A 24,383-nucleotide genomic window follows, 5' to 3' on the forward strand; every position below is an offset into this window, starting at 1 on the left:
TCAAATTCAATCTACCATAAAGTTTAATAACCATTAATCATACTGTTTGATTAAAATCCTAATAATTCGGGTGTTATATTAAGCGCCTTGACAATTTCTAAAGGTCTTTCATTACCCAGTATAGATTTTAATTCTTTTATATGGTCTGTTTCATAATTCGGATATTCATAAATACCAATCTCATTACCATCTTCAAATACAGTACAACTGAATCTTTTATTTGTAGGTTCGCTGTGCACAAAATAGATTGGTCCATCTAATTTTTCCATTAAATTATATACGGAAAGCACAATATTGCCATATTCACTATAGTACATAACATGCTCATTATCTAGACTTTTTATATGCAACCCAGGTTTATTTTCAACTCTTAATATATCTCTAACGATTTGGGTAGTTGAGTTTTCAATAATACAAACCGTTTTTACTTCATTGATTCGATTTTCATATTTAGGGGCAAACGAATCGTATTGAATAAAAACACCTGATTCTCTTAAAAATGACATTGGTTCTTCTTTTAACCTTTGACGAATAGTACCTGATTGATATGTATACACTCCTATTTGATCATCGGTATTGTGCAGAATAAAAAAAACATCGTTGGGACTAAAAAAATCAGCAATTTCCATTTCCAAACCCTCATTTCCTTTTTTATCACACACAATAGCATCGAATTTTTTTTCACCATAAACCACATTAGGAAGGTCATTAGCCTTCAACTCTGCCTGAGTTAGACCGAAAAATTCAGACAATTTTGCTGAAGTGTCCTGTTTTTTATTTTCTACTAATAATATCCAGTTCATAAATTTGTATAAATATTTAATTATCTTATTCCCATAGCTGCTCGCAACCTACGACCAACATTAACTATATCTGTTTCCGACATTGTGACTAACCTGACCGAACCTCCTGTTTCTGTTCTCAATATAGCTGTCAACCTAGATCTAATGCCGCCTCTTACAACATCAGACACAGCTAAAATAGGAGTTTGACTCGTAAAGGTTCTAATATCGTTAATTTGTTTTATTAGATGGTCCATTTTTTCAATTTGCCTTGTTTGTCTCCAGCTCAATGCTACACCATTAGCTCTATTTTCAAATGCTAGCAAAGCACGTTCCCAAACACCTACAGTCCATCCTTTGACCTCCATTCCTTTTTGAATTTGTCCAGCCATTACCTCATAATCGATGATGCTATTGCCCATTCTCTTTTGGGCACTGGTAACACGATGACCAGGAAGTTGTCTTAAAAGAGCCGAACGACCTGTAAGCTCTCCTGAGACTCCTCTAATTTTTACTCGAGCCCAAAGAGTAACCCAATAGCCCCTATTACCTGTGGAAGCTCTTTGAAATAAACGCCAAGGAGTCATAGGGTCTGCGGCCAAAACATTTAAGTCGTCTATATGCAAAGTTGTGGTCCTTAGCCATGTCAAGTCTACACTTCGTGCTGCTGCTTTTTTGCTAAGCACTCTAATAGCATCATCCGATATACCACTCAGACCAAGAACCCATTTAACATCTGCTAAGAAAGCAATTGGATTTGCCGACCGTGTTGAAGCCCATAGAAAGCCTGCTAAATTCACCTTATTTCTAGGAGTTGCAGCCAATACTTGCTCTACTTCGCGTAAAAACGACTGGGCATTTGTAGCAGACATGGCATCCGCTTTTCGAGCAATAGCACTATAGGCCCTGGTCATTTCGGAATTACCACTAGCCAAATTTTTAAGTCGAGTAAATAGAGATTGTGCTGTAGTTTTTGCACTACCAGATAGTCCTGTCAAAACTCGCGAACTGGCCAAATCGGCTCTTACCGAATAGAATACATTGCTCAAGGCTTCTTCTTTTCCTGGTATGAGGCTTAGTCCAGGTCCACCTGCGGTTTCGGCTACCCATCCTCTTTCAAGTGCACGCTTAGCTGCTATTTCTGCAGCAGCAAGATCATCGAGTGAATTAATTAAACGTGTTTTTGCTCTACCTGTAAGAGATGCAATTGCAAGCCTACCTTTATTTACGACCTCGGTGAGGACACCAGATCTTGCAATACGGTAGATATCCCGAGCTGCTAATGCTAACATGGCCACGTCGAATACAGCCACAAAGGCCCTGCCTTGAGGTGTTTTCTTGAGTTCGTCTCTATTTGAATTGACGACAGCTGTGCTGCCAATAATCAATATTTCAATCAAAAATCGCTTTACTGCTTGACGACCTGCTTCGGTACCAGCCTCAGTAGCTGCAGCTGTTAGTGCAGCGCGTAAACCTCCTGCTGCTAATCCACGAGTAAATGCAGGTCCCAAGGCTCTTCCAATACCTACTCCAGCTCCTCTTAAAGCCCAAAGTTCACCGATTCGCATGATCCCTTCAAAGAGTAGATCCATATTATCAACACTTGCAATCAATGCTAATTCCATAGCGCTCACAATGCGCGTTTCTGGCTGCGATCCAAGAATTTCGAGTTGAATCAATTCTGTCGGCAAAAAGGATCGGGTTTCAGCGCCTGTTTCTGTAGTTGGAAAATACCTCGCATGAAACTCCATAGTCACTGGCCTGAAACGAATGGTACTACGATTAATCTCTGCTGATTCTTCTCCAGCCATTGCTGGCTCTCTACCCAAGGTGGGTCTCTCCGTAGGAACCCATTCATCTTCACTTATTATATTTGAGCTTTCTTGCTGAGTAGGCACATCATACATATGATGCGTATCATCCTCTTTACCAATAGTGAACGTAGGCATATTTAAAAGTGTTTGCGCCCCGATAGGTACTGCAGATATAGATTTTTGAGTAAATGCTTGACCTAGTATCATTTGACTTGTATCTCCTGTAGTTAACATCGCTGCTAATAACCCTTGATCACTTAAATGGCGCTCCAGTTGCATAAACTCATTGTTTGGAGTGGTGTAAATTACCCTGGCCAAAAGATCCGGTGCTAAAGGGATACTCTTGATCTCGGTCTTAAGTACGTAGTCAAATATTTTTTTCCGTTCTTCAAAAGTAGCGGTTGCCAGAACCGCATAGTCTATACCAAGCAAAATGGCAGGATTTTCATCTGCATTATTCAATAGTTCAGACAAAATTTCTCTTCTATGTTCTTGTGCCTCTGGATCTTCATCTAGCACATCGGCTCTGAACTCTCTCTCCCTAACATAAATCGTGTCGGGATAGTACCAGTAAAAATGCCCTCCAGGATCTTCTTGCGGTTCATCTACCAATGGATCCAGATGTGGTATGGATAGACTATAGGCATAAAATTTCCCATCGCCACCAGGAATCACTACTTTTCGACCTTGATAAGGGTTGTTTCTAGCAAGTCTTTCCACTTTGTCCATTGTCTCGCTATAAGCAATCATATTGACGACTCTTAACTGAATACCAGAATTTGCATCGCTCCAATAATATCGACCTACCACAGAGCCTCGTTCAAGAACACCTGTACCATCTGTGGCTTCGTAGTCGTAGTGGGTTGTCCATTTTGATGAGCGAAGCTCAATGGCTTTTCGCACTTGTTCTCCTTTTTCTTCAGTTTCTGTAAGCAACCAGTCCAACCCATTTTTAGTAGTATCACTAGTTAAGAAATTTGATTCGGTTAAGCTATGGCTGGCCAATCCATTTAGATATTTATCAAAATACTGGACTCCATTAGTGTCAAGAATATTAGAATATTGTGACCAGCGTAGGCATCGGTCTACCAATAGCCATTCATCTTGCCCATCTATACTAGCTTCTTTGAGTTTGTTTATACTCCAATTAAGATCGTCTTCTAACTTTTGATCCATTTTAGTGCGCAATATGCCATAAGCTTGATCTACCAGTAATGCATAATTGCGCATTTTAATTGCCTTTTGCCTTACACCATCTACAGTTTCCAATATATCGGTTACTTCATAATCAAAATCACGAATATGATCAGATTCTCCAGTAAGTTTTTTTGATATCCCTTCTCGACTTATTTCGCCTGGAACAATAAATAAGTTTGGTTCGCTTTTCTTAACCTTGAGCTCAAAATCCTCATTTTCAAATTCCGATATAATATCAGTCAGTTCGTCCGATCCTACTTCATTTTCCAATATAGGATTATCAGGATCTACGCCTAACTCGGAATTTTCAGGAATACTAAGTTCCGATTCTTCATAATTATGCTCACCGAGATCTTCTTTCTGAATAGTTGGTTTTGCAGATCCTTGTTGTACCGTATGCGTCAACTCATGTGCCAATAAGTGTTTTCCAGAATTTGAATTGGTATCGTACTTACCTTCATTAAAATAGATATCTGACCCATGAGTGAATGCTTGGGCACCGATATCCTGACTCATATGAACAGCTTCAGTACCTGTATGTATTCTTATAGTACTGAAATTGGCTCCAAATTCTGAACCCATAGAAGTTTGCAAATCTGAAGGAAGAGAATTTCCTCCTCCTTTACTTGAATTTAACCTGCTTTCAAGGTTTGATGTATTTTCAGAAGGTGTATCTATTCCCTTTCTTTGAAGTAGTTGATCATTGTCTGGCAATTCCTCCTCTTCCTTTTTTTGTAAGCCCTCTTCTTGCTCACAACTCGTACATTTTGCCTGGATTACTGATGAAGCTAATGGCTTATTTTGGATATCGGCATCAGGATGTTCGGCATTACTTTCAAAAATAGGTTTTAATTGTACTGAATTAATCTCTTTTGCTAAAGGCTCTTCTTTTTTTTGTAGTTCTTCTTCTTCACATTCTGAACATTGTCTTTGAACTGTTCCTGAAGATGTATTAGAAATTGAATTGTTTTCAGGTTGACACAGTCGTTGCACCACTTTATCTGCCATGGCATCTGCCTCTACTTCATACTTATCGTTGGGCTGTCCTATAGTTAGCTTTGCCTGTATAGCTGATGTATTGAAAAAAGGTTGTGTTGTTTCATTCGATTTAGAAAAAAAGTCGTCTTGTCCTTCTTTATTAAAAAAGGGCTGCTGCTTCTTTTGTATTTGATTTAAAGCAGTTGAACTTGTTTTTGCTTCTACTATTTTCACCTATTATAATTATGAAAACCGTTTTATTTGACCTATTATTTTATACTCATCCTTTTACCTCCATTCAACCTTTAAAATCTCTTTCATCCAAGGCAATTTTATCAAGCTTAGATTCCATGGCAAGCGGTCTAAGAGTATATCTAATGTTTTATGCTCTACATACAATTTCCAGCCTGTTGCTTCATGGTCCAGCTTACCTTCTCTATTTAAAAATCCTTCTCGTAAACCGTCTGGTGTCGTACTTCCCAAAGCTCCCCAATGCTCAAGAACTGCTACTAATAAGTTATTAGCTTCTTCTTTCTCTTCATCTGTTATTGACAGCGTATGATCTATAGGTATATTAGCTGGCATTTCACAAAGAAACTTTGGCAATACCATTTCGTATTCTAGTGGATTATTTTTGCCGGTTGCCAGATAATGCAATAGTATTACTGCCTTACTTTGACTATTAAAATCTTTGAACTTATTTTCTTCGAGTAGGTTAAGGTTTTTAAAGAAACTACTTAAGAAAGGATGTATTAATACGACTCCAGCATTTCTAAAAAATTGAGGCGAATCTATTTGCAAATCATCTTGTATTTCTTTTACATCTTTGATATTGTCTTTTGAAGTAAGATGAGTTTTTACCACTTTGAGTTCAATGGTTTCGTCTTTTGAAGTATTCAAATCATCTATTCTGAACACGTCCTGCAAAAAGGGATATGTACTTTTAATTTGATTGCTTTTTTTTATTAATTCATTCCTGAATGTATTGACAAATGGATGCTTAACAACCTGAATTCCTAAAGCTATACTATCTAACTTTTTCCTTTCGAGAATGACTTTCTTTAAAATTATTTCCCAAGCATTAATTTCAAATGCTCTATAGTGCATTAATTTTGAGTGGATTGACTTCTCTTTAAACAATTGTTTTAATTCGCTAAAAAAATCTAATAATTGTGTTTGAGATATCGCCGTGTATAATTCTACTATTGATTTTAAATCTTTCAATCTATGTTGAAGAATTAATCTTTGAAGCACCACTGGGTATTGTTTTATTTTATTCTCTAATAGCACCACTGCATCTATATCTAAAGCAAGTGTTTCTAATACCAGTTCCATCCAATTTTCTTCTGGTTCAATAGAATAGGAAGGTAAAATCCCTTTTTCTAACCAGTGGAGCCATAATTCAAAATAATAGCGTCTAAGGAGTTGATGACTCTTTCTGTTTAGTTTTTGTTCTTCGTGATGGTTTTTATGATTCGTATTAGATTTTTCTTTTAGGTACTTTTTTAGAATTTTTTCTTTTTCATTATAGTGGCTGTACTTTTTTAATTCCAATTCATCGTTAAAATGATCTTTACTTTTAAGTTCCGAATCTTTTTTCTCTAGAGAATAATTATGTATTTGCTCTTTTATTTTTTCTTCTAAAAGACTAATTATTTTGCTTACTATTTCACTAATATTAGTATCGGCACTTAAGCCTATGCGACCTATATCTAACTCAATTTTATTTATACATATAACCTCATTTTCACTTACGACTCTATCAAATAGATTATTTAGTTCAGGTAATAAATCGTTCCATAACAAATCACTCATACGCTGTTGCATGGCATATATTTCATCAGAAGAACTAACTTGAAATTCTAATATCTGCTTCCCTATGAGATGTTTATCGGTCATTTTATTATTTCAATATTCTTTTTAATTGTTTTAGAGATTTTCGATTTACTAATGATTTCACCTCTTCAATGTTCCATTCTTTAACTAGCATTTTAAGAGAAAGACCTTTGCGTTTTAAAATTTGAAGATTCGTTTTTAGGCTATCGAAATCTTCTTTTTTAATTTCTCCTTTCTGATTTAGTACCATATTGTCTAATAAATGCCATGTTGCAATCTTTAAGAGGTAAAAGAAGCCTTCTATATTATTGTCTTTATGCAAACTATATCTTTTATAGAATTTTACTAGCTGAGCATAAGCTTTCACAGTAGGTATATTTTGCAGAAAAAATAATGTTCGCTCATAGCTTTTAGTTTTTTGAATATCATTTTCTGTTAATGATTTTATCTTGGAGAGATATTTAGGTTTTCTCTTTCTCACAAGAGTCAATACATCTTTTTCTTCGCTTACAAATTTTTTAACTTTTTCTATAGATGCCTTTGATTTGGGCATCTTTTTAGATGTTTTACGTTTTGAAACTGATTTCTCTTTTACACTTACTGACTCTAAATTTGAAATCTCACTATAAATCACAGGATCTGATGCTTCACAACATGACCAAAAAATGGTGCCTTTGGTGTCATTTGGCATACAGCATTCATCATCATTCACCCAGTCCTTTTCTTCACAATCACAATCACCTTTTTCGCCTGGTATTGTAGGGCAAGCATCTTCAGATTTTAGTGTTTTAATACAATCTGTCAAAGTGCATATTGGCAACTTTTGAGGTCCGCATAGATGTTTTTTAGAACTCTCTATCCATTCTAACCATCTTTTATATTCATCTTCAAATTTGCACATGTTAGATGGGCTTAACCATAAAATATTTAGTCCAACTAGAGCAGGCACTTCCTTGTAAAGTAACTTTTCAAAAACCTGTCTAGATTCATTTGTTCTAAATTGTTTCACCCACCCTGGCAATGCTATAGTTGCCCAAAATGAGTAGGGATCTGTGCCTGGTAAATGATAAATTTTGTTTTGTTCTGTGTTATTTGAGCATGGATCCTCTTTATCCATATCTGGTTGCCATTCTATATCACAGCAATAATCTTGACATATTGGTAAGAGGCAATTCTCAACGTTACTACTTACAGAAACATCATCACCTCTATAAATACTGAGACCACATTCGTTTGCAGTTTTAGGTCGTAATAAAATATGCTCTAAAAGGTGCATTCCAACATTATCTACACAATCTTTAGTTATTTGAATGGCGTCCTCTACTTCCTGTAGACATTTATATTGTTGCGGATGGTATGCTAGTACTTTGCTCGTATCAATTATTTGAAAAGAATATGGACCGTATTTTGTTTTTGAAACAGACTCAAAATCAAATGTTTTCTTTAGCTCTATCAATTCTCGAAATCTTTTAAATGCATCAAATGCTTCAGAACAACAAGAATAACAATTACTACTTATAAATGGATATATCTCGTCACATGCATCTTTACTTTCAATTACCTCTTCACCACCACATCCACAAGGTTGTAATCCATCTTCTGTAATCACCTTATCATTTTCTTCCCAATAGATTTTATAGCAGTAACCTTTATCTGTTTTATGTATTGGAAAATGATTTATTAAATTATAAAATTTATGAATATCTGAATCAAACAACTCAAGCAGTTTAATCGTTTTATGATGTTTCATAAGTTTTTCATCATCACAAACCTCCTTTTTGATTTCTTCTTCAGAACATTTATATGCTTTAAATTGGTCTACTAGACATTTCCTAATTTCAACTAACTGTTTATCTTTTTCAATGCCTTTAGAGCACATTTTCAAACACTTCCTAATGTCATGAACAATATCACAACATATTTTAAATGGTCCTTTATTTGGTGGTGATGAATCGATGTGAGTCAATCGATGATCATCTAAAATAATCTCATCATTTTCAAAGAGTAATCCTGTTGTATAGTTATCCCAATTCAATGCTTTTAAGTTGTCCATCCATTCATTTTTTTGATGGTCTCTCTCACATTCAGAATTATACCAGCAATTATGATCTACTACAAAATAGTTTGGTGATACCACTTTGAATTTCCAATACTCTTGATCACAGACTGGAATATAATTTCTGTCATCTTCTGCCGCATAAATAAATGCTCTAACTCCTTTCGGGATACAATCTCCGCATGAGTTTTTATCTTCTGGAAATGCATCATCCCAAGCCTCTTCTTTTGAAGTAAAATCACATGAACTTTCTGCAAGGACTTCAACCAAACCAACATAAAACTTACCTTTTTCACAAAGTATTCTGCAGTTATTATAGGTACCTGCTAACGTGTAAAAATGACGATAGGCATCTATCACCTCAACTATGCTGTCAAAACAATCTACACTGTCCCATACTAAAGCTCCTTGATATTCATTTTCATCTTTTAATGTGCAACTGGTATCAATTAATTCTTTATCTGATACAACGACACGATATTTATATTTGTCTTTACACTTTTGAATCCCTCCATTTTGTTCTTCATCTTCTTCATCAATTTCAACTTTGTACAAGGGATATAAATTAGCCTGTTGTATATAGTGATCTATTAATTCTTGCTCTTTTTTATCGGTTTTCCTTTTGTCTGGAATTACTGCAATGAATGATATGTCATCACATGTTTTATCCTCAGGTTTCTTATATACTTCAACAGGATTTATTTTTCCACCAGACATGTATTGCTTTGGGTCTCTAGCTAGATTAATAACTTCAAACCACTCTTTGTGCCACGCATCTTCAGCTTCTTCAATAGTTTTGTAACCTACATAACTGGTTAATAGAAATTCATGACCTTCCTGATCATAAAAACAAACTTGGTAGTGATACCTTTTTTTGTCTTTATCTGGACATATAATAATATCTTTTGAAGGGCACTTCTCTAGACTTATTGGTGGTATGATTTCACAAACAACCCTCTTTATTGCTTCTGTTTGTTCTTTATTTAGGCATAAATATGGATTCCTAGCTAACGGAGCATTTTTTTTGTAAAACCGCCACTCATAAGATTTCTCTTGACTCTCTGCCATTTGAAAACTTATAAATTCTTCATTAGGAGTATTACTGTCTTTATATATCTTACTTAGATAGTCCTTTAATTGTTTTGCAGTGCTTAAATCTCCTTTAACTCCTCCCTTTTTATATTGTATGGCTAAAGGAATCGTTTTATTGTATAACCCATATTCAAAAGGGTGTTCATTCTGTTTTGTCTCTTTTAATGATAATTGAGGTAATTTTTTTATAAATTCTGCATATGCTTTTTTGGCTTCTCCCTCATTATCATAAGAGGCTTCACTTATGAAAAGGGGATTTAATTCATTGCTTATATTCGTATTACCATAAATAAATTTAAATTGTGAAGGAGTAGATATGATATCAAATTTATAAATGTGTTCCTTACATAATTCATGGCAGCTTTTTAGGGATTCAGATGCTATGACGTTATCAAAATTTGATTGTGCTCTTACTTTTGATGAGAATTCAGTTTCTGACTTTAATAATACATTTTCATTATCAAACAAAGACCAGACATATGTATTAGGCTCTTTCTTAATCAGAACAGGAGCCTCGTTGCTTTTAAAAAAGCGTAGAATTGATTTTAAAGCATTGTTTCTATTTGATGCTATTTCAAAGTGTTCGGGCGGTAAAGCTAAAAAGGAGTTATGTGCATCTCTAAGTAAAAAGTTATATTCAGGATTCCCTTCGTCACCCGATTCTAAATAATTTTTTTTGGTCTTACCAAATTTGAAAACATTGTTCATTTCTAGCAAAGCTTCTTTTTTAGAATCGTAGACGCAATAACTCACAAGTGATGTTAAATCACTATTAATAGGAATTCTAAACCCTAATTTATCTGTTTCCTTAACATATTTTGGTTTTACTGTTCTATTACTAAAAATTTTTGTACACTGCTCTATAATATCGGTTTTACTCTTCTCTAGCTTTCCTGATACGGCTATGACTTTTTTCTTTTCATTTTTTAATATTAACCGATGTGTTTTATCTCCTTTATCCAGGGTATAGTTTTTAATAGTACTTCCCAAAACTTTTGCTTTTCGCCACGCAGCTATTGCTTTGTTTTTATCGGGATAACAATTTAACCCTTGAAAAGAAATTTGCTGATTAGGGATATTAAGTGCCCATTTATATCCTGCCTTATACTTCACTAAATAATTATCGATAGTACCATTATTAATTACATCCTCCCAAGCTTTTTCTTCACTGCTAAAAGAAATTTCACTTACTATTTTTTTTTGGTGTTTTGTATTGATATCCCACTTCCATGTTTCAATAGGATTAATTGCTAAAGATTTATCTAGATGAGTAACGTCTAAATAGTGATTATCCTTGTCTATTGAAAGCAAACGATACGTTCTGTTTTTATCAGAATACGATGAATTAGGTAAAATTTGCGGAATTCCTATTTTTAAAAAATCATCTTTCTTTTTAACAGCACTATTTTTTGAGGTTATATTATTACTTAGGCCAATTTCTTTTCCTTCGCTATTTAATAGTTGCTGATTAAAGCGGTACTTGGTAATTATAATATTCTCATCTTTTGGCTTCTCTGAAAACACTCTTCCTATAATACTAGCACTAAAACCATTTAAGCTTTTTTCTAGTGTGTTGTAAGAATCAGAATCTCGAATCTGCAATAAAACCTTACTTGCTGCATGATGTAATTCTTCTTTAGTTTCAAAACTTCTATTAGCTCTAAAAAGAGGAATTCCGTTTGGATCGTTAAGTAATAGTCTATAACATTCTGTTACTTCAAAATTGCACAGGTTTCTTCTTTGGTAATTGTTTATTCCTGATAATAATGACACCCGTTTTTCAAATCCAGAAACATTGTCGGAATTCCAAGATGTCTCTAAATAGTTAAACGCTTTCCCTCGATTTCGACTTAGCTCCGGAAATTCGCTTATATATGATGACTGATCTTTAATCATCTCTTCATTGCGCTTAGATTCGCTTAATTTTCCTTTATATTGAAGTAATGTATAATCGGTAAATTCTTCCCCAAATCTTGCCAATAAATGATCTAAAAATTGTTTGCGTCTTAACAAGTATTCTTCTTTGTTTTCTGTTAATCCTTGAATAAAATCTATGTATGATATTGGGTGGTATATAATACCAAAGTAGTGTTGATCTGGATTACTATTTTCTGATTTATGAGTTACTAAATTATAGCTCATATTAGTAGAAGCAATAAAAGCAACATTTTTTGCTTCAATCTTCGCTTTGCTAGCCGATTCATATCTTTTTGTCCCAACGATTAAGACATCATTTGGCAAGCTAGGACGTAATACAAAAAAGCAACCGAAACGATCTTCTAGAATTTGAATGGTATAATTTTTAGCATAAAAAGAATCAATGAGCTGATTCATATAAACAGAACGTGTGTTTGACGAAGAAAACGTAAACATATCAACTAATCTGTTTTTAGTGTCACAAGTATTTCCAATTGAAAATTCTGTTCTAGGATTATTCTCAAGTTGTTTCAATGCTTTTTCCAATGCTTCATCTTCCAATACTGGATATGCTAGTACAGAACTTTGTTGTTGGGTTGGATTTGAATCATAAAACCTTAATAGGTCTTCTATTCCAGTGATACTTTCTGGGATATGCGTGAAATATGTTTTTTTTTCGTCCTGAGTTTTATTTTGTTCTGATTTCAATGAAAATAACGAACGAATGTTTGTTAATTGTGACGTGTAGTTTGCTAATATTTGGTCATAAAACATAAGATAACTCTTGAGCTGTAAGGCTTGAGTTTTGCGAAGTAATGTTGCACTTTCCGGTAAGCCATCTTCACCTATACCATATACTACAGGAAAATCATTTTGAATAGAATAGTAGTCTTTTATATCTTCATGATACATTCCAAAAGGAATTTCACTATTCAAACTAGTTGAAGGTAGTTCGAATTTTTTACTAAATGAAAATGATTTGTGAATTTTAAGTTTATCTATTTTTACCACCCCTTGTTCACTGTATACATCTACACAAGTACTTTCAAGAGAAAACACAGGGACTTCACAAGGTCCAATATCATGAGTCCAATTTAAAGACAGAGAATCTTCGCCTTCATTTTTATGTTCTTTATTTACATGTATTTTTTTTATTTTCCGAACCCCTTCTATGCTAAGCACACTATGATATAAATCGGACAAGCGAATTTCTCTACGCCTTTCATAAGCTTCTAACTCATCGGTATCAATAAATCCAAAACTTTTTTCGCTATATGGTCTTCCTGCAAAAATAGCATCGATGGGTTTTCCTTTGTTGAGAAGTTGGTTAAGCGTATAATATCTAATATCGGGTTGAATGACATTTTTTAACGCTTTAATAATTTCTGAATATGTGATTTTGGGATCATATCCTGCACGTATTTCGACATCGACACAGACACCAAAATTAATAGGCTCCAAAATCTTTATATCTCTAAAATCTTCACATAAATTTCGATGTTGTAAAAGCCGTTCTCTGACCTCTTTTTTAAGTTCGTCTTCGTCCACAACATCATTCCCTTTTTCTATATAAACTTTATATAATCCATTTAAAAAGAGCTCTTCATATTTTGCATCTAAAACACAATCATCATTATCATTATTAGAATTTCGTGGGTAAGAACAGCTTAAAGCTCTTGCATTTTGATCTATAAATAACTTTACTTCCTGATTAGCTGGTTCTAACCAAGCATTTCGAACACCTTTTATATCTAAAAGTAATTTTCTATAATCGGTTATAGTTACTGGGTTTACAGTAAGTATTTCCAAAGGAGTTAAAAAATTATCGTCTTTATCCTGATTGTTCTCGCGAGCAATTAAATCTTTGAAAGGAAGGTTTGTTTTATATCCTAAATCTATTAAAGCATATACTAAAACCTCTAGAATTGTTATTCCTGGATCATGTACGTTATGGTCGGTCCATATTTTACCTGACAAATTCCCTATATGTTCAAGCCCTTCCTTTCTAAGGTTCTTAAAATCTAAATATTGAGGCAAATCTGGGTCGAGTTGCTTAATAGCAGATATTGTATTTTCTGACACTTCTGACATATTTACATTAATTAATAGGATTAATCAGTGTTAAAGGTTCTATATCTCTACATTCATTATCTTCTGGACATATCTCCTTATTGGTATCAACACATAGTGTTCCGCCTGTTAAAACAGATCTTGCTGTCAATGGTTTTATGATAGATCCTGTTTGCCCACATGGGCCAACTAATTCAAGTTCTGAAATAAAGTCTATATATTCAAGCTGTTCAACAAAACCAACGATATCTGAAAAAAGCACTGCTTGTCCAAAAGCTAATTTTTCAGAATCGCCTAGTGACCAAGGCGCTAAAAATAAGTGGATGTCATCTTTTAGTTTTTGCTTATAGAAATCATCTGACTTGCCACGATGCAGTCTAACAGAAATGGTCACGTCAACATATTCAAACCTTGGGTTCATCACTTTTAATCGGGCAAAAGGAGACGTGCGTTTTCTAATATGATCTCCAATTTTTTCTAATAAACTTATTGGTATTTTTGGTTCTTGTAAATTTCCCGATTTAAGCTTTGTTAAATCAGGAATTACAGTTACCACTACATAGCCAGGAGCTATTTCTAGGTCACGTTCATAACTAATAGCCGAAAGTCCCATAGTATGTGTAATACATTTAGCTTTATAAATTTCTGGAAACCCTTCTAAAACAATTTTTTCATAGTCATTTAGCATTAATGCTCTACCTTTATGTTTTAGATGTTCACTTACACGTGTATAAAAATGCCCTTCTGCCTCTGGCTTTCTACCTCCAAATGCAGGATATATTTGCGCAACTTTTTTAACATTGAAATCGCCTTCAACTAATTTTGATATACTGCCAGGGGCAAGTTCATTTTCTAATCTGCTTTTGTCGCTTAATTCACTAAATCTAGCCGATGTTTTTACAGCTTGTGTATGTACTCCTATGATTTCGGCTGTTGCTTTTACATTTTTTGGTGATGATGCTCTAATCCAATATAAAGGGTCAGGCATTATTGTATTTCCATCGTTATTTATATCATCTGGTACTGCGACAGTAACGATACCTGATACTGTAAACCCATCTGTTTCATCAGAAATAATGTCAAAATCATATGCTAAGGGTTTCCATTCATTTTCACTGAGATAATGCCAGTCAATTTTAGCTCTTTCCAGTTCAGAATTAGCTGTTGCTTCTGCTAACTGAAAAAGTATTGATAGGTTTCCACCTTTCGTTATATTCTCTATCCCAATAAATAGTGTGCCTTCAGCATCAAAATATGGAAAAAGTGTTGGGTTTTGTTCTATAGCTTCATATTTGGACGTGTTTTCATAAGGATAGAGATGAATGATATCCATATTTTGTTTTTCAGCACTTGCCGAATAATCGATATATAAATTTTTAATAATAGGTGTCCAAGGTTCATTTGGGATTAGTGCCTGGTAAGCATTTGAATTAAAAAATTTCAAAATATTTGTATTATCGAGCACATCGTAAAAGTCGTCAAATGAGCCTTTAAGATTATCGATATATGTGTCGAGAGCTAATCCATCTAATCGAAGCTCCAGTAATGCATTTGCAATAAAACCTACAACATCACTTAAAGCCTGATTTGCTGCGCCAGTACCTGTAGTTAGATCTTGAATACTGGTACCTATGTCTCCTAAAAAAGTAATAATTGCTGGAAGATCAAATGGATTCCCTAAAAAAGTAGCAATACTAGTGCTTATAGTAGTCAATTGTGTTTTTACATTCTCAACTGAAGCCAAAAGCGCAGTATCATCTTGAAGAAATTCGATTGCTGCCTCAACGGCATCATGAATCTTTTGCAATTCATCACTTAATCCTGTTAAAACTTCTTCTATCCCTAAACTTAAAAAATCAAGAAATGGATGCACCACTGTTTTCCCAGATTCTTCTATATAGATGGCATCAGTTAATTTTTTCCCGCCATTAGCTTCAATATTGGCATAGGCAAGCATTTGCCTTGCTAAAACAAAAGGATATTCTTTATGTAAAAAATCTTGATCAGCTAGTGTAAATCTTAAAAACCCGTTAAGTGAATTTTTAAACACATCTATAGGTTGATTATAGTCTACAAAACTATTAACACCTTTGTTTTCAACCTCCCATCCATATTTAGTCATTTCACAGGTTAAGCCTCCAAATGCAGCTACTGTTTTTTCGAATAAGTTAATTTTAGAAAGATTATTCCAAGTCCCATCTTTTAATTTTCCTATTCTTAAATGAAAATCATCTTCATCTAAGCCAAGTTTATTGATATCTGTAGGAACACCTAGATCTTTTTCTTTTTTGAGATAAGCTTTATAATAATCATTAAAGCTATCGGGTTTATCCTTCCATTCTAAATTTACTCTTATAGAATCCCACTTTTTAAATAATACTTCTTTACTTCCTATATAAAAACTAGAACCAAAACAAGAGGCGTTATTATCATCTGGATTTTCTCCACATTTCGGCGTACCTTCAGGAGGCTCTAACTGATTCATAGGATCAAAACCTGGAACTTCAGGACGTAATCCAAATGGAAATAATTGACTTTTAATATCTAAAGTTCCTTCATCATTTTGAACAATTAAATTCTTGACACCACAAACTTTGACATCAATATCTGCATCAATTAATTTTAAACATTTCAGAAAATTATAAGGTGAAACTTTGTTTTGAGGGCTTTCAATATCTTTTTTTCTCAAACAGCAATTTATATCTGAAGAAGGTATATCACATTCAATTTCTACGTCTTCATTTAACTCTATCTTTACTACAGGCTGTGATTCTTTTAGATTAATTTTTTCGTTGAGTACTGATTCGTCAAAAAAAGTTACTGGTTCAATTTCCGGTTTTAAAGTCACATTTATTTCAAACTCTATCTTACCAGGTGGGTTTTTAGCTATGATTGTTGGTGTTGCCTGTACCCATTCCTTTTCACCACTAAACCAAACTTTAAATAGTGGTTCTACATTGCTATTTGAAGCAGTTATAAACTCTGGCAAGCATGATGTAATTGATTCCCTTTCTTCATCATTCTGAAATACTAAACCACAATTCAAAACAATTTTTATGCTTCGTTTTCCTTCTTGCAATAACAGCACTGGCGATGCTAATGCAAATCCTAATCTCGCTTTGGGATAGTGCTCTGGTATTTCTTTTCCCTCTAAAATATACTTACTATATTTTGAACCCAAAGTAGGCCAGTTTTTTGGCTGATTATCCTTAAAATCTTTTTTCTTTCCATCAGCTTTATTTGCTATTGGTGCCATATATACACCTTCAATGTACTCATCTTCTTTTTTATTTTTAATAGGACATAAAGACAATGTTCTTAAGTCGTTAACTTGCGCCTTATCTATTACAATTTCCTGATTCAAACCAAATTGAATATCTTGTTTATTAAGGTCTTTCCCATCTTTTAATAACAAGTTTTTTTTTAGTAAGTAGGCGTCTTGATGATTTGCAACTTCAAACACAATATGAGCCATGTCTGGAACAGCCTCTTTAGGAACCATTTTTAACACTTCCTCATAAAAGAAATCTAAATGCTTCTTAGTTAACTCATTGATGTTACCTTGAAAATATTTAAATAACTCTAGAAAAGCAAATAGTAATGCAATATGTGGTTCGTGCTTTTTTTGTAATGATTCTTTTAAAGGAATTAAACTTTCTCCAATATAATCTGGAGCTGCAATCACAATGTTTTGCATACCAGTTAACACTTGATAAAATATGGTATTCAATACATCGCCAGCTTTTAAAAAAGCTTCTTTCTTCCCTTTTTTCACATACTTAATACATAAGTCCAATGCATATATCTCATCTACTTTTAACTGCCATGGCGTTTTTATAAAATCAATGAAATTCTTTTTTGTTATACACAAAAAATTAGCACTAGAATTATACAAGCATATATAGGATATTATAGGTTCTAAGAATGAGCTTTTAATTATTCCTACTAATGATTCGGTAAAACTATTCTCATTATATTCAACCGATTTATATAGCAGTGTTATAGGTGTAATAATTTTATTAAATATAAAATTGAATAGTGATTCTAGAGATTCCTTTGAAGGATTTGCCTCTAACTCCTGATATAAGAGGAGAAATTGAGTCTCTAATTTATCAATTGATGTTTTACTTAAAGTTGCGAGTTGGAAAGGAAGGCTGTCTTCAAAAAATAATGACCACGTATTTAATTCCTGAGATTCGCCATCTGTTTCCGTTTTTTTATACTCATAGAAATTAATCTGTCTTGCATAGTCATTAATTAAATACAATCGATCGGCCAGAGTTTTTCCATCAATAGGAGCCGCATCTGTCCCTAAAGCCTGAATCACTCTATTTCTTTGGCTAGTCCCAGTTCTATTTTTTAATGGGTGTGCTATGTTTGACGGATTTTTCATTTACTTAAATAATCTTTTTATATCCCTTGATTGGCTTCTCTTAAATAAAAGTCATACACATAATTATACCGTGTATTTGTGCCCTCAATTTCATAGTGAATATCAATCTTCAGGAAACCTTCGATTAAATCAAAGGAATCTTCTTGGGTTATGTCTATTCTTTCTAAACTAATTCTAGGTTCAAAAAAGAGTATCGCTCTTTCAACTAAATCCTTTATAAAACCGATAAAGGCATTATCGATACTCTCAAATTGATAATCTCTTAAGTTGCACCCATAATCGGGTTGCATAACACGTTCGCCAAAGCTCGTCGAAAGTAAAATTTCAAGACTTTGTTCTATGTCTTTTTCGGCACTAACCATAGTCACGGTTTTACTGTCGCTATCAAAAGTTGGTGGAAATGACCAACCTGTTCCTAAATATGCTTTGTCATTATTCATATTACCCTCCTATCATTACTGTTGGAAACCCTTGAACGATGTTTCCTCCATGCGATGTCATGTCACCCATTCTTACTGCAGGACTACCTCCAATAAAAACAGTAGACGACCCTTTTAATATAGTATCTGGAGGGCCTACGCAAACGCACATATCTCCAACTACAGCAGCCGGTTGCCCTCCAATTAAAACATTAGGCTTTGCTGGTCCAACAATTGGCCCTCCTACATGCGGCACTGGTCCATTAAACATTGGACACACATGCATATCTCCTAATCTTGCTGCTGCTCCCATAGTATTTGTTTAATTTATATTAACTAAAGCCCCTTTGATCTCTGTAATTCCATCTGATGAAAACTTAGCAGTTGCTCCCTTCATTTCTATATTTGCATTGGCCTTGGCCTCTATTTGCATCGCACTTAATTTCATTTCCATTCCTGCTTTTATATCTACTTTACCCGAGGCTTCAATTTTTATATCTCCTGGGCTATTTATTTCTATACCCGATGAATCCATTTTTGTTAGATTCCCATTCTGATCTTCAATCGTTATTGAGGTTGTATCTTCGTCTAATTTGATACTGTTACCTGCTGGTGTATCAATCACTATCGTTTTGGTATCATCATTAAAATAAACCCTCAAATTGGATCTGGTTACAAACCCTTTTTCATGATTATCATCTTGTGCATTAATTGGTGCTGGTTTTGCACTACTATTAAGCATTCCCAAAACAACAGCTTCTCTAGGATCATCATTTAAAAATCCTACGATAACCTCATCTTCTATTTCTGGCAAGAAAAATGACCCTCTACCTCCATTGACATTACCTTTACCAGCATCTAATGTGGCTACTCTCGCCCATACGCCTCTTGCTGAATTATCTATAATTGGTAATCTTACCAGTATTCTATTTTCTCCTTCTGGATCATCCTGCAACTGAACTACTTTTCCTATATGCAAACCATTAATAGCTGGCACTAATCCTGCTGCAGGCACATCTGTTATATTCTTATGAATATGAGAAAAGCAGTCTTCCTTTAAACCAAATTGCGCCTGTGTATACCATGATCCATTATAAACATCATGCCTAATACCAGAAACAAAAGCATTCCCTGTAAACCTTGCACCAACCCCTTGCAAACCTATTAATTGACTTGGCTTAATAGCTCCAAATCCAATAAATTTAGCCCGTCCTTGTATTTTTGAAAGTCGACTGATCTGCATCAAAGATTTTGTCCATTCTTGCAACTCTTCTTCAATCGCCTGACCTGTGTGTCTGAGCTCAAATTTTTCAGGACTTATTAATTCGGCTAAATCTTCTCCGCTAACGTTTCCTAGTTCGTTAATTGGTACACTGTCGGTTACATGTTCAAACATATTTTGCCCAGAATAATCCCATGATTTAGCCTCAACTGATGTCCACTGATTTCTAGAATCCATTTCGGCCTCAAAATCAATAAGTGTTGATCCAAATAATACTGAAAGCGAAGGATCTTCATTTGTAACAGGAGCTTTGATATTAATAACACCATCATCAACAACTACTAATTTACCATTGGCTTCAGCTCTTAGTAATAAAAAGTCCCAATCTGTACAATGATGCTGTACCATTTCTAAATGACTAATAGTAGTAACTTCTACATCATGACTTAAAGTCGAATATCTGTCTATTATCTGCTCCATAATCTCACTGTCTCTCAGCTCTTCATAATAATAATTATGCCTTCCTAATGTCATTTTTACGACCTCATCTCTACAATCTAATATCAATTGAGTTTCACCATTTTCTTTAACTTTAATACCATGTTTAACTATTATTCCTTTAAATAGCAGGTCATTTTCTCCATCTCGACCTGTTTTTATTACTATTGACTTACCTGGTAAAAATTCTTCTTCTTCACTTATTTTAAAACTCTCATCTGCAGAATCTCCATCTTTTAAAACAATTTTAGCTGTTGGGATTTTATTTACCTCTTTTACTATTGAAATTGAAATTACCTGATAGCCTGGATCAACTAATTGTTCGTTAATCAGGATATCAAACGTTGCTACATTATATGAGGCTTCTACAGGTATTTCTCTATTTTTCATACTATTCAACTGTTTTTACAAGAGGAGGAAAAACCAAGGATACACCTGGCTTTATTTTTCTGAAAGTTGTTAAACCATTAGCCCTAGCTATTTGCGTTATATACTTCGGGTCTTTATAGATTTGGTGTGTCATAAAATCTAACCGATCACCAGCTTTTACTTGCTTAACATGCGTTAAATCTGGTGATTTTTTACATTCCCGTGCGACCCGCTCTTTTTGAGATAGATACTCTAAAAAAGTAGCACTAACTTTAATACGTAACGGATCTCCATTAGGTTTAAATAGTGTATAATTTAATGCGAGATCGGTTAAAACACAGGTAAACACTAATGTTCCCCAATGAATTTTTAAAAAATTCGGACGGTGTATGCCACAGTTCATTTTATAAACGGCATTCATTAGGGCTTTTAATTCATCTTTGACAAACTGTTTTCCTGCAATAGGTTTGTATCCTTGAATAGAATTTGTCTCATCGAGCACAAAATCAAGCTTGAGCACCTCTGGATCAGTTCCTCTGTAGTCTGGATTAGTTCCTTGATTTCCCTGACCTTGTTGTCTATTTAATGTTACTTTTAAGTTTCTGTTAAAACTCTCTGGATTAACAGGCAAAGCAATGGGGTCTGGACTTGTTGAGGATTTTATTTTAAACTCCTCGTCATCATACGCATGAATTAAAACCTTTACTAATTTTCCTGACTCATTCATTATCTTTCTGACTTTTCTTTTATTATACTAAGTACTTTTTCTACAATTTCATTAATAGTAGATTCATCACTTGTACTACCAGCAGCACTATTTGAACTAGAACTACTCTTTTCATCTCCTACAGAAGCTTTTATAACTAATTCTCTAATTTCTAAAGGCATTTTTTATTCTTTTTTAGGTGTTAGTTTGAAATAATTATAATGAAGTTCTAAGGTTTCTATTAGCACCTCACCTCTTTCGGCATTAAACTCTCCTATTTTCCAACTTACTGGCCATACATGTGAAAGCTGCCATTGCATTAGCGGTTTAGATTCTTGATCTAGCAATTGTACATTAACAACTTCGAGAGGGCTTATTATCTTGTTTTGAAAGGCATCTTGACACCAGGTAGTGAGCTTAGAATCTTTAGGTTTAATAATTCCTCTTTTTAGAGTTAAAGTAGTATACTTTGTACGTCCAGGTATTTGATGTTCAAACCGATTCTCTCCACCTTCTTTTAAAGCTTCTTTTTCTATTTGCACATCTAAACCTGTAACAGACTGAAAGCTAACATCTGCACCATTTGTACCAGAAAGCCCCTCAAAAATTACTTTAAAGTGAAACCCAACTATTTGATGAGTGCTTTTCATAATTACGACTATCCTTTCGCCTCAAGAATGGTTAAGCCTTCGTGAACAAGCTCCATAGTTTCAATCGCAACTTCATTGGCGTCTGCTTTTAAATCTGTAGACTGCACTTTACTAGGCCATGCATTTTCTAAAACCCATGTAATTATTGCTTTATGGTTTTCATCTAACAAGCTAATGGTAACAGCCCTTCTAAACTTGGATCTCGTACTATTACCCTCTTGGAAGTAATATGTTTTTTGCCATTCTTTATAAAAGTCGAAATCGCCTTGAAACGTACCTCTCTTAAGTGTTACATTACTATACTTAGTGAGCCCAGGCTGTTTTGTTTTATTATATTTCACACTATCACCTTCTCTATATTCTATCACTTCTGTTTCGAAATCTAATCCGCTTACTTCTGTAAACCCAATACGAAATTTATCACCCCACTCTACTTTAAAATGAAACTTTGGTAAAGGATAATCTATTTTTTTTTCTGCCATGATCTTATTTTTTTATTGTTTTTAATGTTATTTGCCCTCTGCTGCTTTTGCCGCTTTTATAGCTTCTGCAAGACTATTTTTTCTTGTTAGAGCATCATCGCTTTTCTTTTTCTTTTTTGTCCAACCCTCTTTAAACTTATCCGTTTTAACAATCGCAATATCTAGGCTACTTTTAGTGTTCTTAAAGTAATCGCTTTTATCAATCGGCATTGTTGGTTGAGGCTTTTTAGCTTGTGCATCACATGGATAAGATTCAGAATCATCGTCATCCGAAGAGCAACCAGGTTCCTCTTTTATATCTCCGTTAAATTCATCTAAGATTTTCTTCAGTTTAAAACGCAACCCTTGTTCATCACAGATATATGCAAAAAGGAGATTGGCACACTTGAGTGCATCTATAAGCTTACATAAGAGATCACCTTGGAGTTCGCACACCATTTTAATTTTCTCTTCGTAAACTTTTACACAATTAATAGCGATTTCTTTGTCTTTATCTTTGACATCCTTAACGCAGTTTATTTCTTTAATTAGTTTGGTAACAAGAGTTTTTAGCTGTTCTTCTCCATTTTCATAGGTATACAAAAGGTCAAAAATTGATTTCAATTGACAAAGCAATTTTTCTAAAGCCTTACTGGTACATTCTGCATTTTTACAAACCTCTATAACTTGGCCATAAAAGAATTCAAGTTCAATAACAATGTTATCGGCTTTTTCGTTTGACTTTTCGATGAGATTTAACCAATTGGTTAATTTATCTCTCCAGTTATAGGAATTGTCATACGCTTCTTTTGCTTTATCTGATTCTGCAGACTTCTCACTATAATCATTACTTGCATCGGTTAATTGCTCTTCCCATTGTGTTAAGCAATTTTTATCACCATTACCTCCGTTGCTCTGGTCATCTTCACAACAGGCTTTGTTGTTCAAAAAATTTATCATGCCCATAATTCAATTTTTTATTTATTAATCTTTATCTACGCTTTGTTGCTTATTTTTTCCAGAATAGTGATCGTCATTGCAACCTCCTTCATCTTCACATTCACATAAAATATCTAAATCGTCTTCTTTACATTCCCCTTTACAAATAAATAGTCGAGTGTTTTCTAATCCTTGACTTTTACTTCCCTCTGTAAGCATGGTGCAGCTAACTTCTGCTAATTCTTCAATAATTACATTTAATTCATCGCGATAGATGATCACATCTTTTTCGGAAGTTTTTATATTTTCAGTGATACAATCATTTAGTATTTTCATGGTACTCATGAGCTTAGCTGCAAAACTTTTAAGACCACCTGTGTTTGTAAATGTTTGTATTCCAGCAATATTCACTACTCCGTTGAATGCATTTTGTCCTTTACACGCTAATTCGGAAGTTTTCTCAGCTATAGTAGTTAGTGTTCTAGAAACATCTTTAACTTCTTTAGCCACACTTGAATCTTTACCTCTTTTAGGTTTAGGAATAATGCATTCTTTTACACAATTAACCATAACACAAGCGGCATCATTCGCTTCGTTTATTTTGATGCGTAAATCATTGATAAGCTTTGAAGATTCATTTATAAGCTTTTCAAGGTCATCGTCTTTTTTACAATAATCATCAACACTTTTTTGAATAATCCCTGCCTTCGTGTAGTTTTTTAAGACTATACAGCTCATTAAATCTTGATATAGATTATGAGTTTCTTCTGCTTTATTAAGACAGCATATTTTATAACCACGAGAGATTTCTTTAGACTCCCTTTTTGTGTCATTAGCTTTATATAAACTATCTGCAGCTTTTTTCTCGTTTTTGATATATTTCAGCTTTTCACAAATCTTTTTTTCAGGATTTTGCAAATCGCCATCATTACCATTTGTATTTGCCATTTTACTATTGTTTTAAATTTAATTATCGTCTTCTAA

The 24,383-nt window shown here is 34.0% G+C and carries 14 protein-coding genes; all 14 read right to left on the reverse strand.

Features of this window, described 5'->3' with window-relative positions; all coding sequences use genetic code 11:
• Nucleotides 1-50: 50 nt before the first annotated feature.
• Complete coding sequence (locus KO493_RS05800) at nt 51-803, reverse strand: hypothetical protein (RefSeq protein ID WP_216066996.1); 753 nt, start codon at nt 801-803, stop codon at nt 51-53.
• Between the two features lie 20 nt (nt 804-823).
• Nucleotides 824-4,387 (reverse strand): eCIS core domain-containing protein, encoded by a 3,564-nt coding sequence (locus KO493_RS05805; protein WP_216066997.1) that lies wholly within the window; start codon nt 4,385-4,387, stop codon nt 824-826.
• Nucleotides 4,388-5,059: 672 nt separating this feature from the next.
• Nucleotides 5,060-6,670 carry a contractile injection system tape measure protein gene (locus tag KO493_RS05810; RefSeq protein ID WP_216066998.1) on the reverse strand — a complete coding sequence of 537 codons (1,611 nt, stop codon included), beginning with the start codon at nt 6,668-6,670 and terminating at the stop codon, nt 5,060-5,062.
• A 4-nt stretch (nt 6,671-6,674) separates the two neighbouring features.
• Nucleotides 6,675-13,763 (reverse strand): hypothetical protein, encoded by a 7,089-nt coding sequence (locus tag KO493_RS05815; RefSeq protein WP_216066999.1) that lies wholly within the window; start codon nt 13,761-13,763, stop codon nt 6,675-6,677.
• 7 nt (nt 13,764-13,770) lie between these two features.
• Complete coding sequence (locus tag KO493_RS05820) at nt 13,771-18,069, reverse strand: hypothetical protein (protein WP_216067000.1); 4,299 nt, start codon at nt 18,067-18,069, stop codon at nt 13,771-13,773.
• A gap of 83 nt (nt 18,070-18,152) precedes the next feature.
• Nucleotides 18,153-18,575, reverse strand: a complete 423-nt coding sequence (locus KO493_RS05825) for a GPW/gp25 family protein (protein ID WP_216067001.1) — start codon at nt 18,573-18,575, stop codon at nt 18,153-18,155.
• A 1-nt stretch (nt 18,576) separates the two neighbouring features.
• Nucleotides 18,577-18,867 carry a PAAR domain-containing protein gene (locus KO493_RS05830; protein WP_216067002.1) on the reverse strand — a complete coding sequence of 97 codons (291 nt, stop codon included), beginning with the start codon at nt 18,865-18,867 and terminating at the stop codon, nt 18,577-18,579.
• Between the two features lie 9 nt (nt 18,868-18,876).
• Nucleotides 18,877-20,664 carry a type VI secretion system tip protein VgrG gene (vgrG, locus tag KO493_RS05835; protein ID WP_216067003.1) on the reverse strand — a complete coding sequence of 596 codons (1,788 nt, stop codon included), beginning with the start codon at nt 20,662-20,664 and terminating at the stop codon, nt 18,877-18,879.
• 1 nt (nt 20,665) lies between these two features.
• Nucleotides 20,666-21,370: a CIS tube protein gene (locus KO493_RS05840; RefSeq protein WP_216067004.1), complete on the reverse strand. Its 705-nt coding sequence runs from the start codon at nt 21,368-21,370 to the stop codon at nt 20,666-20,668.
• Nucleotides 21,370-21,531 (reverse strand): DUF5908 family protein, encoded by a 162-nt coding sequence (locus KO493_RS05845; protein ID WP_216067005.1) that lies wholly within the window; start codon nt 21,529-21,531, stop codon nt 21,370-21,372. Before KO493_RS05845 ends, KO493_RS05840 begins: the two co-directional genes overlap by 1 nt.
• Before the next feature lie 3 nt (nt 21,532-21,534).
• Nucleotides 21,535-21,999 (reverse strand): phage tail protein, encoded by a 465-nt coding sequence (locus tag KO493_RS05850; protein ID WP_216067006.1) that lies wholly within the window; start codon nt 21,997-21,999, stop codon nt 21,535-21,537.
• Between the two features lie 8 nt (nt 22,000-22,007).
• On the reverse strand, nt 22,008-22,481 hold the full coding sequence (locus KO493_RS05855; RefSeq protein ID WP_216067007.1) for a phage tail protein: 474 nt from the start codon (nt 22,479-22,481) through the stop codon (nt 22,008-22,010).
• Between the two features lie 27 nt (nt 22,482-22,508).
• Nucleotides 22,509-23,426, reverse strand: coding sequence for a hypothetical protein (locus KO493_RS05860; protein ID WP_216067008.1), 918 nt, complete (start codon nt 23,424-23,426; stop codon nt 22,509-22,511).
• 18 nt (nt 23,427-23,444) lie between these two features.
• The gene (locus KO493_RS05865; RefSeq protein WP_216067009.1) at nt 23,445-24,347 is read right to left on the reverse strand and encodes a hypothetical protein; all 903 of its coding nucleotides are present in this window, start codon (nt 24,345-24,347) and stop codon (nt 23,445-23,447) included.
• Nucleotides 24,348-24,383: the final 36 nt, after the last annotated feature.

Origin of the sequence: Pseudotamlana agarivorans, assembly GCF_018860245.1 — a bacterium.
Taxonomy (GTDB): domain Bacteria; phylum Bacteroidota; class Bacteroidia; order Flavobacteriales; family Flavobacteriaceae; genus Pseudotamlana; species Pseudotamlana agarivorans_A.

What these genes read in the sequence shown, in the direction of transcription:
- KO493_RS05860 (WP_216067008.1), bottom strand. Translation starts at nt 23,426, where the DNA reads ATGGGCATGATAAATTTTTTGAACAACAAAGCCTGTTGTGAAGATGAC.
- KO493_RS05830 (WP_216067002.1), bottom strand. Translation starts at nt 18,867, where the DNA reads ATGGGAGCAGCAGCAAGATTAGGAGATATGCATGTGTGTCCAATGTTT.
- KO493_RS05855 (WP_216067007.1), bottom strand. Translation starts at nt 22,481, where the DNA reads ATGGCAGAAAAAAAAATAGATTATCCTTTACCAAAGTTTCATTTTAAA.
- KO493_RS05810 (WP_216066998.1), bottom strand. Translation starts at nt 6,670, where the DNA reads ATGACCGATAAACATCTCATAGGGAAGCAGATATTAGAATTTCAAGTT.
- KO493_RS05815 (WP_216066999.1), bottom strand. Translation starts at nt 13,763, where the DNA reads ATGTCAGAAGTGTCAGAAAATACAATATCTGCTATTAAGCAACTCGAC.
- KO493_RS05845 (WP_216067005.1), bottom strand. Translation starts at nt 21,531, where the DNA reads ATGCCTTTAGAAATTAGAGAATTAGTTATAAAAGCTTCTGTAGGAGAT.
- KO493_RS05840 (WP_216067004.1), bottom strand. Translation starts at nt 21,370, where the DNA reads ATGAATGAGTCAGGAAAATTAGTAAAGGTTTTAATTCATGCGTATGAT.
- KO493_RS05800 (WP_216066996.1), bottom strand. Translation starts at nt 803, where the DNA reads ATGAACTGGATATTATTAGTAGAAAATAAAAAACAGGACACTTCAGCA.
- KO493_RS05865 (WP_216067009.1), bottom strand. Translation starts at nt 24,347, where the DNA reads ATGGCAAATACAAATGGTAATGATGGCGATTTGCAAAATCCTGAAAAA.
- vgrG (WP_216067003.1), bottom strand. Translation starts at nt 20,664, where the DNA reads ATGAAAAATAGAGAAATACCTGTAGAAGCCTCATATAATGTAGCAACG.
- KO493_RS05825 (WP_216067001.1), bottom strand. Translation starts at nt 18,575, where the DNA reads ATGAATAATGACAAAGCATATTTAGGAACAGGTTGGTCATTTCCACCA.
- KO493_RS05850 (WP_216067006.1), bottom strand. Translation starts at nt 21,999, where the DNA reads ATGAAAAGCACTCATCAAATAGTTGGGTTTCACTTTAAAGTAATTTTT.